Origin of the sequence: Specibacter sp. AOP5-B1-6, assembly GCF_052376555.1 — a bacterium.
Classification (GTDB): domain Bacteria; phylum Actinomycetota; class Actinomycetes; order Actinomycetales; family Micrococcaceae; genus Specibacter.
In genome coordinates, this window is the sequence record NZ_JBQSVT010000008.1 from 66972 (window position 1) to 82191 (window position 15220).

Annotated in this window: 12 protein-coding genes and 1 riboswitch; all 12 genes read right to left on the reverse strand. The window is 64.4% G+C overall.

Annotation, left to right across the window (positions count from 1 at the left end; translation table 11 throughout):
- Positions 1–83: 83 nt before the first annotated feature.
- Positions 84–833, reverse strand: a complete 750-nt coding sequence (locus ACT3TS_RS05835; RefSeq protein ID WP_444530551.1) for a histidine phosphatase family protein — start codon at positions 831–833, stop codon at positions 84–86.
- 37 nt (positions 834–870) lie between these two features.
- A complete protein-coding gene (rsfS, locus tag ACT3TS_RS05840) occupies positions 871–1290 on the reverse strand; it encodes a ribosome silencing factor (protein ID WP_444530552.1) in 420 nt (139 codons plus the stop codon).
- A 27-nt stretch (positions 1291–1317) separates the two neighbouring features.
- Positions 1318–3231 carry a hypothetical protein gene (locus ACT3TS_RS05845; RefSeq protein WP_444530553.1) on the reverse strand — a complete coding sequence of 638 codons (1914 nt, stop codon included), beginning with the start codon at positions 3229–3231 and terminating at the stop codon, positions 1318–1320.
- A gap of 7 nt (positions 3232–3238) precedes the next feature.
- A complete protein-coding gene (gene nadD / locus ACT3TS_RS05850; protein WP_444530554.1) occupies positions 3239–3937 on the reverse strand; it encodes a nicotinate-nucleotide adenylyltransferase in 699 nt (232 codons plus the stop codon).
- The gene (locus ACT3TS_RS05855) at positions 3906–4151 is read right to left on the reverse strand and encodes a hypothetical protein (protein WP_444530555.1); all 246 of its coding nucleotides are present in this window, start codon (positions 4149–4151) and stop codon (positions 3906–3908) included. The genes nadD and ACT3TS_RS05855 overlap by 32 nt, the downstream gene beginning before the upstream one ends.
- Positions 4152–4352: 201 nt before the next feature.
- Positions 4353–5633, reverse strand: coding sequence for a glutamate-5-semialdehyde dehydrogenase (locus ACT3TS_RS05860; protein ID WP_444530556.1), 1281 nt, complete (start codon positions 5631–5633; stop codon positions 4353–4355).
- A gap of 46 nt (positions 5634–5679) precedes the next feature.
- A complete protein-coding gene (gene proB, locus ACT3TS_RS05865; protein WP_444530557.1) occupies positions 5680–6846 on the reverse strand; it encodes a glutamate 5-kinase in 1167 nt (388 codons plus the stop codon).
- Complete coding sequence (gene obgE / locus ACT3TS_RS05870; protein ID WP_444530558.1) at positions 6846–8459, reverse strand: GTPase ObgE; 1614 nt, start codon at positions 8457–8459, stop codon at positions 6846–6848. The genes proB and obgE overlap by 1 nt, the downstream gene beginning before the upstream one ends.
- Before the next feature lie 158 nt (positions 8460–8617).
- Positions 8618–8875 (reverse strand): 50S ribosomal protein L27, encoded by a 258-nt coding sequence (gene rpmA, locus ACT3TS_RS05875; protein ID WP_082357843.1) that lies wholly within the window; start codon positions 8873–8875, stop codon positions 8618–8620.
- Between the two features lie 58 nt (positions 8876–8933).
- Complete coding sequence (gene rplU, locus ACT3TS_RS05880; RefSeq protein ID WP_444530610.1) at positions 8934–9242, reverse strand: 50S ribosomal protein L21; 309 nt, start codon at positions 9240–9242, stop codon at positions 8934–8936.
- Positions 9243–9636: 394 nt separating this feature from the next.
- Positions 9637–11271 carry a bifunctional hydroxymethylpyrimidine kinase/phosphomethylpyrimidine kinase gene (locus tag ACT3TS_RS05885; protein WP_444530559.1) on the reverse strand — a complete coding sequence of 545 codons (1635 nt, stop codon included), beginning with the start codon at positions 11269–11271 and terminating at the stop codon, positions 9637–9639.
- A riboswitch (TPP riboswitch) is annotated at positions 11262–11360 on the reverse strand. (Overlaps the previous gene by 10 nt.)
- A gap of 113 nt (positions 11361–11473) precedes the next feature.
- On the reverse strand, positions 11474–15121 hold the full coding sequence (locus ACT3TS_RS05890; RefSeq protein ID WP_444530560.1) for an Rne/Rng family ribonuclease: 3648 nt from the start codon (positions 15119–15121) through the stop codon (positions 11474–11476).
- Positions 15122–15220 lie beyond the last annotated feature (99 nt).

Below are 15220 nucleotides of genomic sequence, written 5' to 3' on the forward strand. Positions count from 1 at the left end.
TTGACCTGTCGGTCTTGGCTGAAGCAACCTGTCTATCCTAGAACACCTTTTGTCCTGCTGCCAAATCGGGCCCGTGGACCCGATTAATCTTCAATCGGTTCGGCCAAATCTTCGGGTCTTTCATACGGCTCGGGAAGCGTGCCAACATTGTGTTCAAGCAGGCGCCACTTGCCTTCTCCGGTTCCCGCAGCCGCGGATTGGGAGGCCTCCACGACGGACCAATGACAGTTTGAGAGCCCCGACAGCGTCCTCCACAACTGTTCGGGCAGGCCCAGCATCTTGGCCAGTGCCACACGGGTTGCCCCGCCGTGGGTTGCGACCACCAGGGTGCCACCATCCGGCAGCAGCTGCACGCCCTCCAAGATGGCGTCCACCATCCGCTGGGCCACTTCCACACGCGTTTCACCACCACCGGCACGGATGCCGGGTTCGTCCTGCTGCCAGCGCTGGATCTGCTCCGGAAAGCCGGTGGTGATCTCGTCGAAGGTCTTGCCCTCCCACTCACCGCCAAACGTTTCGCGCAGCCGCTGATCCACCAGGACCTCGCTGCCGGTGAGCGCAGCCAAGGCCTGTGCCGTGGAAAAGGCGCGGGACAGATCTGAGGAAACGATTTTGACCGGTGTTCCGGTCACGCCGCTGGAAACGAGTTTTCCGGCCAACAGCGCCGCGGCACGATTGGCCTGGGACGTGCCCACAGCGTCCAGCGGAATGTCACTCTGGCCTTGAAACCGCCGGGCAGCATTCCAGGATGTCCTTCCGTGGCGCCAAAAAATAACCCGCCGGCGTGGACCGGCGGGTTGTAAAACTGAGCGCTCGGGTGCAGTAGAAACCATCAAGTGACAATATCCATTCCTGAGCCCCTGAGAGGGGTTAGTTTTCGATAATCGATTCTTCAGCGGGCGCTTCTGCAGCCTTCGCTGACGGATCCAGCTCCCCCAGCTGCAGGTCAATGACGGGGCAGTCCCCATAGAGGCGTTCGAGGGCATAGAACACACGGTCTTCTTCGTGCTGGACGTGCACAACGATGTCTGCGTAGTCAAGGAGCACCCAGCGGCCGCCGGAACGGCCTTCGCGGCGCACCGGGCGCAGGTTGAACTTGTGCAGCTCATCTTCAATGCCGTCAACGATGGCGTTGACCTGGCGTTCGGTTGCTGCCGAGGCAATGAAGAAAATGTCCGTGATCGCCAAGCGTTCACTGACATCGATGGCTGTCACGTTAAGGGCCAGCTTGTCCGATGCCGCACGCGCCGCTGCGCGTGCCAGGTGGATTGACTGTTCTGTTGCGGTCACTGCTGTTTCCTTTGATTGGTGAAAAATTTAGCGTGCAAGGGCGGTGATAAACATGATGACGCCAACAACCAGGGCCGCGCCGCCGGCGACGACGCTCCCCCACTGGATCAGCATGTTGCGCTTGGTCCGGCCCAGTCCCGCGGTGACGGCATCCAATGGTTCAAGTCCATGGGCGTAGTCGGCAGGTATGGGAGGCATTTGTGAGCGCTGGACGTCGGCAGGTCCGACGGCGGGAGGCACCGTCCGCTGTCCGCCGGTGGCCATCGCTTCGGCCCGCTTGAGCGTGCTGCTGCGCCCGCCGGTAAGCGGCCGGTTGCCCGGCCCGGGGCGGTGGCCGGCCCGGGCGGCCAGGGCTGCGTCGAAACGCTCTGCACTGACGTTGGGCACGGCTTCCTGGGGTTTGGCGTGCGGCTGGGCAGCCGCGGTTTCGGCACTCGCGGCTGCTGTTCCCGACTGTTCGTCGGGCAGCTGCTCATCGGCAGTCTGTGCTGCTGTCCGGGCAGGCGCCGGCGGCGGCTTCGGAGGCGTGCGCCTGGCGGCGCCCTGGCGCGGAGTTGACCGAGTCACGACCGGGATGTGCGTTGTGGTGGGCGGACGCATCACCGGGCGTTCGGCGCCGGGGACCTCGACGAATTCCAGCGGCGTCACCATGGCCAGGTTGTTGGTGGCCGTGGGGTCGGCGGGCTGCCGACGGTTTTTGGCACTCTCCTGGGCCAGTCGTTCCCGTGCCTGGGCACGCTCGCTGAGGATCGCGGCACGTTCTGCGTCAGCGCGTTCCGCCGCCAACACCCGCAGTTCCTCGGTCGTGGGCGGGACCGTAGCGGGCGGTACAGCGGAAATTGAACCGGTCGAAGTTGGGACCGCGGCCGGTGTTGCCGCCCGGGGGCCGGCGGTCACCGGGTAGTAGCTGCCGCCAGGAACCAATCCTGGCAACGGAGCATACTTCGAAGACGCTTGGCCGGCGTCGGCGGCAGCTGTTTCTCCGTTACCAGTTGCTGGCGCTTCTGTTGCTGCGTCGGCTGTTCCCGATGTCTGATCCGCGGGTGAATCTGCAGGGCTGGTGAGCGGCAGCTGGTCCATTGCGGAAGGATGCTTGGGGCCCTGCTGCTTGGACGGCGCGCCACTGGACGCGCCGGACTTCGCCGGGGCGGCCACTGCGGCCCGGCGGCCTGCACGGTTGCGCGGCGGGGCGGTCGTCGGCATGCCCTTGGGCTGTTCAACCGGAGGGGCCGGTTGTGTGGGCAGCGCTGTTGGCACAGGCTGCCCTGATTCAACAAGCTTCGCAGGAGGGGCGGGCGGGGCCGAACCCTCCTCGGGGAGCGCTGCGTCCTGCCCGGCTGTGCCTGACTGAAGATCCGAGCCTGACTGAACAGCTGTGCCTGACTGAACATCCGTTTCTGACTGAATGTCCGCGTCGGTTGCCTGCTCCGATGCCGGTTCATTCACATGGGGCGACTGCTGGGTCTGCGGGCCCTTGGGCGGCAGACCGGGCGCGGTGACGGATACGACCGGGTTGACCGCGGTCACCGGTGCCCGTTCGGCGTCCAGTTGCGCCTGGCGCAGTGCGCGCCTGGACGGCAGCGGGCTGAGTCCGGGCGGGTCGATGAGCTCCTTGTAGGCGCGCAGGGCGGCCCTGTCACGGGCGCGTGTCTGGGACTGGCGTTCGCCTCGTGGTGCCGCCGATTCGCTGCGCGGGGCAGTCACCGGTGCTGCGGGCACCTTTGTGGCAGAGCCGGCTGGCGCTGCAGCAACTGGCGCTGCATCAGCTCTCGCTGCCCCAGCTGGGGCGGCATCAACAGTTGCCTGACTGGCAGCAGCGGATTCCGGCGCCTTGGGCGCAGCCTTGACAGGCACCGTGGGGACGCCCGCGGTGCCATTTGCTTGTGCCGACTGCTCCCGCATTTGCCTGCGGCTGCGAATCGGCTCCGTTTCCTTGCTCATTTATTACTCATTCGGTTCTCGAAGTCACCGGCACAATGCCCGCGCTGGCATTGTCGCCGGGTTGAACGTACAGACCATACTTGGCGATATATTGCACCACACCGTCGGGCACCAGGTACCAGACGGGGTTCTGCTCCGCCACGCGCTTGCGGCAATCAGTTGAAGAGATCGCCATGGCAGGGACTTCCAACAAACTTACATTCTTGCGGCCCCTCCCATCGAGCACGTGCCCGGGGCGGGTGACGCCCACGAAATGGGCCAGATCCCAGAGTTCGTCGCTGTCTTTCCATGACATGATCTGGGCCATGGCATCGGCTCCTGTGATGAAGAACAAGTCCGCATCCGGGCGGAGGCGGCGCAAGTCCCGCAAGGTGTCGATGGTGAAAGTGGGTCCGGGTCTGTCAATGTCCACGCGGCTCACCGTGAATTGCGGGTTTGCCGCGGTGGCAATGACAGTCATCAGGTAGCGGTGTTCAGCGGCGCTGACCTGACTCTTGACCTTCTGCCACGGCTGTCCCGTGGGCACGAAAATAACTTCATCAAGCTTAAAAACACTCGCAACCTCGCTGGCTGCGACAAGGTGACCATGGTGGATCGGATCAAACGTGCCACCCATGACTCCGATGCGGAGACGGTTCCGGGCGCCCTCAGTCGAAGGCACCCGGAGTGTTTCCTCAGTGATTGGAGGACGCCGAATCGTCGCCATGCAGGTGCTTGTTGGTGTGCTGGCGGTGAGGGTCGTCAGTTGCCTCGACTGCTGAGTGGCGGTTGCCCAAGTTCATGAACGACACACACACAATCATCAGCGTCAGCAGAAACGCAAGCATGACACCGCCAATCACGTATGGCGGCGCAATCAACGGCGCAAGCTCATGTTCTTCTGCGGCAGCCAGTACGACGCCGGCAAGCTGGGTCAGCATTATTTCTCCCCTTGGGTGCGTGGCCGGGCGGTGGTGTCACCGCAGCCGGTCCGATTGTTCCTTGAATTCCTTCTAATGGTACGTGCTATCGGGGCGCACTGGCACACCGGCGCGCAGCAAAGCCCTTGGCAGATGGGCCCCAGCTCCGAGGTGCACCAATCCCAGACGTGCAGGCGACTGCAATTGGGGAGCAGTTGCGGATTAGCCGCGGACCTGGCCTTCGCCCTGCACAATCCACTTCGTGGTGGTCAGTTCCGTCAGCCCCATGGGCCCGCGGGCGTGCAGCTTTTGGGTTGAGATGCCCACCTCGGCACCCAGCCCCAGCTCGCCGCCGTCCGTGAACCGTGTGCTGGCATTCACAATGACGGCCGCCGAATCAATCTCGGCAATAAAAATTTCGGCGTTGGCCAGATCGTTGGTGATGATCGCCTCGGTGTGCCCGGTGCTCCACGTGCGGATGTGCTCGAGGGCCTCCGGCATGGAGTCGACCATCTTTACGGCAAGGTCAAGGTCCATGTACTCGGTGGCCCAGTCCTCGTCGGTGGCCGGGGTGGCCGTGACACCGGCGGGCAGCACTGCCTGCACCCGCTCATCGACGTGCAGCCGCACGCCTGCCTTCGCCAGCGCGGTGAGCACGGCCGGCAGCACAGTGGCGTCCTTGTGCACCAGCAGGGTCTCCACCGTGTTGCACACGCTGGGCCGGTGGGTCTTGGCGTTCAACAGGATGTCGACGCTCATTTCTTCCTTGGCACTGCTGTCAATGAAGATGTGGACGTTGCCTTCACCAGTTTCGATGACGGGCACGGCTGCGTTGTTCACCACTGTTTGGATCAGCTCGCGGCCGCCCCGGGGAATCAACACGTCAACCGCTCCGCGCGCCTTCATGATGAGGTTGGCACCCTCGCGGCCGAACTGGTCAACAGACTGCACGGCGTCTGAGGGCAGGCCGACACGGTCCAGGGCGTCGCGCAGGATGCCCAGCAGCGCCTTGTTGGTGTTGGCGGCTGCCGTGCCGCCGCGCAGGATCACGGCATTTCCGCTTTTCAGCGCCAGGCCGGCGATGTCAACCGTGACATTGGGGCGGGCCTCGTAGATGGCTGCCACGACCCCCATGGGGACGTTGATCTGGCGCATGCGCAGGCCGTTGGGCAGGGTCTGGCCCCGCACCACATTCCCCACGGGGTCCGGCAGGGTGGCCAGGTTTTCCAGCGCATCGGCCAGCCCCTGAACCCGCGGTCCCGTCAGCGTGAGCCTGTCGAGCATCGGCACCGAGGTGCCGTTGTCCCGACCGTTTGCCACGTCCTTGGCGTTGGCGGCGAGGATGGTCTCCTGGTTTTCCAACAGCGCCTTGGCAATGGCGCGCAGGCCCTTGTCCTTCCAGGCCCGGTTGGCTCCGGCCATGCGACGGGCGGCTCTGCGGGCGCGGTCGGTGATGGTCCGAACTTCGGCGGCAATATTTTGTTCAACAATCTGCTCGGTCATGTCCCAAGTCTAGGCCACGCAGGCAGATGTTGCAGCGGGCCGCAGATTATCCGGGCAGCAGCACCAGATCATCAACATGGACCACTTCACGCTCAAACTCGCGGCCCAATTCCTTGGCCAGGGCCTTGGTTTTGCGTCCCAGCATTTGCGGCAGGTCCGAATGGCGGTAGTTCACCAGGCCATGGGCGAACACGTTGCCCTGGGAATCACTGATTTCAACGGCGTCACCGGCATCAAAGTCCCCGGTGACGGACGTTATCCCGGCGGGGAGCACAGACTTGTGCCTCTCGCTGACAGCGCGCACGGCGCCGTCGTCGAGCACCAGGCGGCCACGAATGTCTGCCAGGTGGGCCAACCACAGCATGCGCACGGGGCGCTTGCTGCCATTGATGCCAAACCAGGTTCCAACGTCCTCCCCTGCCAGAGCCGCCCCGGCCTGAACAGTGGAGGTCACCAGGGCTGGAATGCCTGTTTCGGCGGCGATCATGGCAGCCTGGACCTTGGTGGCCATGCCTCCCGTGCCCACTCCGGCGGCGCCTGCCGTGCCAATGACAATGCCTTCAAGATCCTCGGGTGAGTCAACCTGGCTGATGCGTGTGGCCCCTTCCGACGGAGGGCCGTCGTACAGGGAATCGACATCCGAGAGCAGCACGAGGGCGTCGGCCTTGATCAGGTGCGCCACGAGCGCGGCCAGCCTGTCATTGTCACCAAAGCGGATCTCGTGGGTGGCCACGGTGTCATTTTCATTGACAATGGGAATGACGCCAAGATTGAGCAGGCGGTCCAGGGCACGGTGCGCATTGACGTACTGGTGCCGGCGGGTCAGGTCCTCGGAGGTCAGCAGGACCTGCGAGGCGGTCACACCGTGGGAGGCAAAGACCTGGTTGTAGTGTGCCATCAGCAAGCCCTGGCCCACGCTGGCTGCGGCCTGCTGGGTGGCCAGGTCCTTGGGACGTCGGGACAGGCCCAGCGGAAGCAGCCCTGCAGCAATGGCCCCGGAAGAAACCAGGATGATCTCGGTGCCCGCCTGATGCCGCCGCGCCAGCACGTCCACGAGCTGTACGAGCGCCTCCTCCGAAAGGCCCCCCGCAACAGAGGTCAAGGACGACGAACCGACCTTGACAACTATTCGTGCCGCGGTGGCAATCCCACGCCGTGTTTTAAGCGATGCGGGCTGTCCTTGCAAACTGTCTCCTGTTAATCCCAAATCCATTACTTCTGTGATTCACCTGTCTTTTCGTTGTCGTCTTCAGCCGCCAATTCGTCTTCGATGAATTGCGCCTTGGTGGCCTGGCGGTTGTGAGTTTCAGTCCAAATGCCGGCCTGGCGTTCTGCTTCGAGCTCGGCGCGGCCTGCTGCCTTGGCGTCACGGCGGTCCTGCTGCTCCTGGCGCTTTTGTGAACGCGTGGGGCGGTCCCCCAGGTCGAGCAGGCGCAGGTCGGTGCCGCGGGGTGCGGCCAGGTGCTCGGCGCCACCCATCATGGTGGGCTCCCAGTCGAAGATCATGCCGTTGTCTCCGCCAATGACCACGGTGTCTCCTGGCGTGGCACCGATCCTGAAGAGTTCCTTCTCGACACCGGCCTTCGCCAGCCGGTCCGCCAAGTAGCCGATGGCCTCTTCGTTCTGGAAATCGGTCTGCTCAACCCAACGCTCGGGCTTTTCACCGCGAACGCGGAACAACGGAGTCAGGTTACGCTCCTCGCGGTGGATCGTGAACGATGATTCGTTGACGGCACGGGGGCGCAGAACGACGGGGGCAACCTTGACGGGGCTGTCGATAACTTCCTGGCGGGCCGCCGTGACAATTTCTGCCATGGCGTAACCCAGGGCCTTCAGGCCTTCGTGGCTTGCAGCCGACACCTCGAAGACACGGTAGCCGCGGGCTTCCAAGTCAGATCGGACAAATCCGGCCATGTCGCGGCCGTCGGGGGAATCAACCTTGTTCAAGGCAATCAAGCGCGGGCGCGCATTCAACGGGACAACGTCGCCGTCGGAGCCGGCAAAGCTCATGTCAACGGAGTAGCGGTCGAGTTCACGCTCAATGACGGCCAGGTCAGTAACCGGGTCGCGGTCGGCCTCGAGTGCTGCACAGTCAAGGACATGCACAATCGCGGCGCAACGCTCCACGTGACGCAGGAAGTTATGACCCAGGCCCTTGCCTTCGCTGGCGCCCTCGATGAGGCCCGGCACGTCGGCCATGGTGAAGCGGACGTCTCCTGCCTGGACAACGCCCAGATTGGGGATCAGGGTTGTGAAGGGGTAGTCGGCAATCTTGGGCCGTGCCGCGGACATGGCAGCGATGAGACTGGATTTGCCGGCGGACGGGAAGCCCACCAACGCGATGTCGGCAATGGACTTCAGCTCAAGGACAATGTCAGCCTCTGTGCCGGCAATGCCCAACAGTGCAAAGCCCGGGGCCTTGCGCTTCAGTGAGGAAAGGGCATTGTTGCCAAGCCCGCCCTGGCCACCTGCCGCAGCAATGTACTCGGTGCCGATTCCCACGAGGTCCGCCAGTACATTGCCGTCCCGGTCCTTGATGACCGTGCCGTCGGGAACCTCCAGGATCAGCGAATTCCCGTCCTTGCCGTCGCGCCAGTCGCCCATGCCGGGCTGGCCGTTGCCGCCGCGGCGGTGGGGTGCGTGATGGAAGTCAAGCAAGGTGGTGGTCTGGTCGCTGACGCGGAAGGTGACGCTGCCGCCATCGCCGCCCTTGCCGCCGTCGGGCCCGCCCAACGGTTTGAACTTTTCACTGTGAACCGAGACGCAGCCGTGGCCGCCAGTCCCGCCGGATACCTGCAGAACAACCCGGTCAACGAAGCTGGCCAATGAAATCTCCTTGAGTAGAAACTTGCTGTTTCGCACTAATTCTAGTCCCGTGGGGGACCAAGGCCTGATGCCGGCCGGTGGGAAAAACTGACTGAAACGCTGTGTTAAAAGCCAGTGGAGCGAGCCATGCGGCCCGCTCCACTGGAAAAGCTTTGGTATTAGACCGCAGCTGCAACGATGTTCACGACGCGACGTCCGCGACGCTGACCGAACTCGACTGCGCCTGCGTCCAATGCGAACAGCGTGTCATCCTTGCCACGACCAACACCCTCACCGGGGTGGAAGTGGGTGCCGCGCTGGCGGACGATGATTTCGCCAGCCTTGACAACTTGACCGCCGAAGCGCTTTACGCCCAGGTACTGAGCGTTGGAGTCACGACCGTTGCGAGTGGAACTCGCACCTTTTTTATGTGCCATTTGAAAATGCCTGCCTTTTTACTAAAAGTATCTAAGTGGATCGAACCGCAGTCGCTAATTAAGCGATTGAGGTGATCTTGACCTTGGACAGTTCCTGACGGTGACCCTGGCGCTTCTTGTAGCCGGTCTTGTTCTTGAACTTCTGGATGACGATCTTCGGCCCGCGAAGATCCTCCAACTTCTCAGCCGTAACCTTTACACTAGCCAGGTCCTTCGCGGCTGTGGTGAGCTTGTCACCATCAACCAAGAGCAAAGCGGGCAGCTCAAGCGTGCTGCCAACTCCACCGGGGACGCGGTTCATGGTCACGTGGTCTCCTACGGAAACCTTTTCTTGACGGCCGCCTGCGCGGACAATCGCGTACACCACTGGGGAACTCACTTCTCTCGACGTTTATTACAAAGTTTTTATGCCGGCTTGGATCAGATTTGATCGCCACCAACCGCATGCGCCGCAGTTCAAGAATGAACAGACGCGGGGTGCATACTATGTGCCTCAACGCCGTGGACCTCAATGGAGTTCTGCCATGGAGTGGTTGCCCTAGGTGTTGGCGTAAGCACCGAAGATCAAGAATACGCTAATTCTGCCTCCGGGAGCAAATGAGACTGGTTCCGGGTCCCCTGCACCCTGCCGCCAAAACATTGTTTCGACGGTGACGCTGCGTGGTTCCTGAAACCGTACTCATCAACACTAGCGCGACTGTCGCCAATTATTGCCATTTTTGGCCAGTGCCGCGGCGTTTCCTTGCGAACAGCGCGTGGTGTTAATCACCTGCACCGATGTTCGCGCCTGACAACGCGCCTGCCAGTTGGCTGTGCGGGGCTGCAAAGAAGTCCACCTCGTACTGCGCCGAATGGGCAAAGGCCGCCCGCATGCGTCCACGTTCCAGGGCCGATCCCCGCCGAGCCGCTGCATCCATGATGCTGACGGCAGTTGCCGTTGCCTGCGCAAAGTCATCGTCGGCGTACGTCGCCAGCCAGGCACCATAGGGGTGCTCCCCCGCAAACGCGAGGTAGTCGGCGTGCAGCACGCGCCCCACCTCCGCGTACAGCCAATAACACGGCAGCACGGCGGCAACGACTTCGCCGTAGCTTCCGGAGAAGGCCACGGCCTGCAGGTGGTCCACATAATGTTTGGTGACCGGCCCCTGCTCCAGCCCCGCAGGGTGGTCGCGGAGCCAGTCGCGGTGCAGCACCATTTCCACCTCGAGGCAGTTTTGGGCGCCGCCGGCCCAGAATTTCTGCTCGGCCTCGGTGGGCGCCAAGGCACTTGCCCGGGCCAGGACCTTGGAATAGCTGCCCAGGTACAACGCATCCTGGGCGAGGTAGTAGGCGAAATGGTGGCCCTGCAGGGTGCCTGACGCCAGTTCCTTGATGAAGTCAAGGGCAAAGATGGCCCGGCGCTGCGGCTCACATGCCTCCCAGAGTTCGTTGCTGAAGCCCCCTGGCCGTAGCGCCGCGTGCTCCCACAGTGCGTGCAAATGGTTGATCGGTCCCGCACCGGCGCCCACCTGCAGCGCCGCGGAGGTCTCGAGTGCACGCCCCAGCCACTCTTTCGCCAGGGACACACTTGCCTGCCAGTCGCCGGTTTGCACCTGCAGCGTGGCCACCGCAGCCGACAATGAGCATCCCGTGCCGTGGGTGTTGGCCGTGTCGATGCGGGCTGCCTGGAACTCCTGGACCGTGCCATCCGGTGCGACAAGCGCATCGGGACACTGGTCCCCCGGCAGATGACCACCCTTCACGAGGACCAGGACGTGGTGTGCTGCGGCCAGCTCCCTGCCCTGCCGCACGGCTTCCTGCCAACCGGCAGCCTCCGGCAGGTCGAGCAGCACGGCCAGCTCAGGAATGTTGGGGGTCACCAAGTGCGCGTTTTTGATGATTGCCAGCAAGGCCCGGCGTGCTGCCGGGAGCACGAGCACGTCCCCGCTGGTGGCCACCATGACAGGATCAAGCACGACGACGGGCGGGCGGGTCCGCGCCAACCAGCCGGCGACCGCGTCCATCACCTCTTCTGTGCCCAGCATGCCAATCTTTACCGCGTCTATTGTGATGTCTGCGGCAACGGCGTCCAGCTGGGCGATGAGGAAATCTGCCGGTGGGACGTGGACACCCTGCACTCCGCGGGTGTTTTGGGCGGTCAGGGCCGTGATCGCGGCCATGGCATAACCGCCGTGGGCTGAAATGGACTTGATGTCGGCCTGGACGCCGGCTCCCCCGGAGGGGTCTGACCCCGCAATGCTCAGTATTCTGGGGTGCAGTACCCCGGGGTTCCCGACCTTGGGATGCCGTGCTGGTGCGGGCGTGCCCGCAACATTTTCCGTGTCGAAATTTTCCGTGTCGACATTTTCCGTGGGAACAGCTTCGCGGCTTGAAGATTTTAATGTGCTGGTGCTCATGGGGACATCCCTTCGCCGGTGCTAACCGGGCAGGTTCAACGGGTATTGTCTCAGCCCGCCCTGATGGCGCAGCACCCCGTGTCGATCTCCACCCTAGCCCGAGCCCCGCCGGTTAAAGAAAAAACCCGCAGTTGGTGTCGAAGACCGCGTTCAAACACGGTCTTCGACAACAACTGCGGGCTGTCCCATGGCTTGTCAGGAACTAGAGTTCCGAAGCCGGCACTCCCACACCCAAAATGATCGGGCCACTGCTAGGTTTCACGGCTGGTGCGGCTGCTGGAATGTCAGCTGCAGCACTCACGTGCGGCGCCGAACCCTGACCGGCAGATGTTGCAACCGAGGTCTCCACGGTCATGTCCGCACCCCCCTGCGCACTGCGTGCACTGCGGTTGCGGCGTCCCCGGCGTGAGGACCGTGACCGGTTGTCACCCCCTGCCTCGGCGGAGGTGTCGTGCGGCTGGTCCTGGCCGGGCGCTGCCAGCGGGTCCAGCGCCTGCGCCAGTCCGGCCAGCGCTGCCGCCTGGTCGGCATTGTGTTCTTCCGCGCTGCCGCCGCTTTCGCTGCGGTGTCCACGAGGGAGCTCGATGGCTTCCCCGCCAAAGGTGAGCGTGGCGCCGTCGGCCGTTTCAGTCGTTTCGGCAGGCGCCGCAGCACCCTCTGCAACGGCGGCACTGTGCGGCTGTCCGCCGTCGTGCTCATGGTGCGAGGCTGCAGCGGCCGCGGCAATGTTCGCCAGGGCGGCGCGGGCTTCGTGGGCCTTTTGCGCCTTTTGTGCCTCGCTTGCCTCGTCCGGCACCTGGACGGGGGCGGCGTCGTGCTGCTCCGTTTCCTGCTGCTGGCCGCGGTTGCGGTTGCGCTTGCGTTCGCTGCGGGTTGAGCGGTTGGCGGTGCGTTCGCTCTCGCGGTGTTCGGGCTTGGCACCGTGGATCTGTGCAGCTTCCACGGCGGGGCTGTGCGTGCGGCGGTGCTCGACGGGAATCTCGTGGGTGACCATGCCGCGGCCGGCGCACGTGGGGCACTGCTCGCCAAATACCTCGAGGAGCCCGGTGCCCATGCGCTTGCGCGTCATCTGCACGAGGCCCAGCGAGGTGACTTCGGCGACCTGGTGCTTGGTGCGGTCCCGGCCCAGGCATTCAACCAGGCGCCGGAGCACCAGGTCGCGGTTGGATTCCAGGACCATGTCGATGAAGTCGATGACAATGATGCCGCCGATGTCACGCAGGCGGAGCTGGCGGACGACTTCTTCGGCCGCTTCCAGGTTGTTCTTGGTGACCGTTTCTTCCAGGTTGCCGCCGGAACCGGTGAACTTGCCGGTGTTGACGTCAACCACCGTCATGGCCTCGGTGCGGTCGATGACGAGCGAGCCGCCGGAGGGCAGGAAGACCTTGCGTTCCAGGGCCTTGTTGATCTGCTCGTCGATGCGATGTGCGGCGAAGATGTCCTCGGGCTTGGTCCACTTTTCCAGGCGGTCAAGGAGGTCCGGGGCCACGTACGTCACGTAGGCCTCGATGGTGTCCCAGGCGTCCTCGCCGGAGACGATGAGCTTGGTGAAGTCTTCATTGAACACGTCACGGACCACCTTGATGGTCAGGTCGGGTTCGCCGTAGAGCATTTCCCGGGCGAGCGTCTTGTGCGACGAGGCCCGCTCGTTGATGCCGGCCCACTGGGCGCGCAGCCGGTTGATGTCGTTGGTGAGCTCTTCCTCGCTGGCACCCTCGGCGGCCGTGCGGACAATGACGCCGGCGTTTTCGGGCAGGTGGTCCTTGAGGACGCGCTTGAGGCGGTTGCGTTCGACGTCGGGCAGCTTGCGTGAGATGCCTGTCATGGAACCACCGGGCACAAACACCAGGTAGCGGCCGGGCAGCGAAATCTGGCTGGTCAGGCGGGCACCCTTGTGGCCCACGGGATCCTTGGAAACCTGGACCAGCACCGGGTCGCCCGATTTCAGGGCGTTTTCGATGCGGCGCGGCTGGCCGTTGAGGTTTGCGGCATCCCAATCAACCTCACCTGCGTACAGGACGGCGTTGCGGCCGCGGCCAATGTCGACGAAGGCGGCTTCCATGCTGGGCAGCACGTTCTGGACCTTGCCCACGTACACGTTGCCGATGAGGGAGTCCTGCTGGGTCTTGGAGACAAAGTGTTCGGCCAGGATGCCGTCTTCCAGGACGCCGATCTGGATCCGGTCTTCGCCTTGGCGAACCACCATGACACGGTCAACTGATTCACGGCGGGCCAGGAACTCGGCCTCGGTGATGACGGTGCGGCGGCGGCCGGAGTCGCGTGAGTCGCGGCGGCGCTGCTTCTTCGCTTCGAGACGGGTGGAGCCGCGCAGGCTGGTGACCCGGTTGGGGTCGCCGGCTCCGGTGTCGGCGGGGGCCCGTGGGGCGCGGACCCGGGTGACGGTGTTGGGCGGATCCTCGTCGGATCCTCCCGTCAGCTCCAGGTCCTGGTCGCCGCGGCGGCGGCGACGGCGGCGACGCGAGGTCACGCCGTCGTCGGTATCTTCAGTGTCCGTCTCGGCAGCTGCGCTGTCACCGGCGTCCTGTGCCTCGGGGGCTTCGGAATCGTTGCCCCGGTTCCGGCGGTTGCGGCCCCGTGAACGGCCGTGGCGTTCGCCATCGTGGCCCTCGCTCTTGCCGGTGGCACCGTCTTCGTTGCCATCGCGGTCTTCATGGGTGGCTGCGGCAGGCGCGGCCAGGCTCAAATCGGGTGCCAGGAACAATGCCGACATGCCTGCGGACGGGGACACGAACAAGGAGTCGGCAGCAGCTGTCTCCGTGCTGTCCGCAGTCGCGGGCAGCACGCCGGCAGCTTCCGGGGCTGCTTCGGTGTCAGCCGCGGCGCTGGCGTTTGTTGCGGCGTTGGTTGCCGGGCCGTTTGCGGATTCGGGCGTTGCGGCAGCAACCGAATCAACGACAGTCTCGGACTCTGCGGCGGCGGACTTGCCTGCAGGCCTGCGGCGGCTGCGGGTGGACTTGGGTGCTGCGGCGGGCGTTTCTGCGGCGTCAGCTGTGGCGGGCGCTGCGGAATCGCCGGCATCGCTGTCGAGGGAAATTTCGCTCTGGACTGGCGCCGGTCCGGCTGGCGCGGCCGCCTTCCTGCTCGCCCGGCGTGCGGGAGCCTTCACGGCCGGTGCAGAGGCAGGCGCTTCGGCCGGAGCCGAGGCGGAGCCGGCAGCAGATTCAGCAGCGGATTCGGCGGGAACCGCGGCCTGACCTGATATTGACACTGATCCGGCACTGGAGGCGGCACGCCTTGAGCCACGGGCCTTGGTTGCAGTGGTCTTGGTTTCCGCTGTCTTGGTTTCGGGGGTCTTGGTATCGGCTGTGGCGGTGACGGGCGCCTTCGCCGAGCGGGTGCGTTTGGCCGGTGCCTTTGCTGCCGGCGCTTCGGAGTCATCTCCGGCCAGGCTCAGTTCGCCTTGGACACCGTTTTCATGCTGCGCTGCCGCAGGGGCAGTCACGGGCGCGGTGGCCCGGCGGCGGGTGGCACGCTTTGCCGGTGCTGCAGCAGGCTCAGCCGTTGCGGGCTCGACAGCTGCCGGGGCCGCGGCCGACTGGGCAGGCTCCGCTATTTCATCCAGCAGCGACGGTTCGGATGCGCCCGCAGCTGCCGTTGCTGCCGGTTCCGTTTTCTTGGCGCGGCTGCGGCGTGCCGGGGCCTTCTTGGCCGGGGCGGCCACTTCAGTTGCGGCGTCGGCAGCGGTGCCTGCTTGGGAAGTGCTGGTTTGTGCAGCGTCACTGCTGGCGGGGCTGGCTACTGCCGACGTTGCCCGGCGCGAGCGTGTGGCTTTTGCCTTGGCGGGGGCCGCTGCCTCTGTGCTGTCCGGAGCTGTCTGTTCTTTATCCATTGTGGGCGTTACTTTCGCGCCGAGTCGACACCCCCACATCGGGTGCCGGCAGCGGCAGATGTGCCAACACCCGCGGGCGCTGACGGAAGTCGTCTAATT

Coding starts and splice junctions, on each gene's coding strand:
- ACT3TS_RS05835 (WP_444530551.1), bottom strand. CDS start 833: ATGGTTTCTACTGCACCCGAGCGCTCAGTTTTACAACCCGCCGGTCCA.
- ACT3TS_RS05845 (WP_444530553.1), bottom strand. CDS start 3,231: ATGAGCAAGGAAACGGAGCCGATTCGCAGCCGCAGGCAAATGCGGGAG.
- nadD (WP_444530554.1), bottom strand. CDS start 3,937: ATGGCGACGATTCGGCGTCCTCCAATCACTGAGGAAACACTCCGGGTG.
- ACT3TS_RS05855 (WP_444530555.1), bottom strand. CDS start 4,151: ATGCTGACCCAGCTTGCCGGCGTCGTACTGGCTGCCGCAGAAGAACAT.
- ACT3TS_RS05860 (WP_444530556.1), bottom strand. CDS start 5,633: ATGACCGAGCAGATTGTTGAACAAAATATTGCCGCCGAAGTTCGGACC.
- proB (WP_444530557.1), bottom strand. CDS start 6,846: ATGGATTTGGGATTAACAGGAGACAGTTTGCAAGGACAGCCCGCATCG.
- rpmA (WP_082357843.1), bottom strand. CDS start 8,875: ATGGCACATAAAAAAGGTGCGAGTTCCACTCGCAACGGTCGTGACTCC.
- ACT3TS_RS05885 (WP_444530559.1), bottom strand. CDS start 11,271: ATGAGCACCAGCACATTAAAATCTTCAAGCCGCGAAGCTGTTCCCACG.
- ACT3TS_RS05890 (WP_444530560.1), bottom strand. CDS start 15,121: ATGGATAAAGAACAGACAGCTCCGGACAGCACAGAGGCAGCGGCCCCC.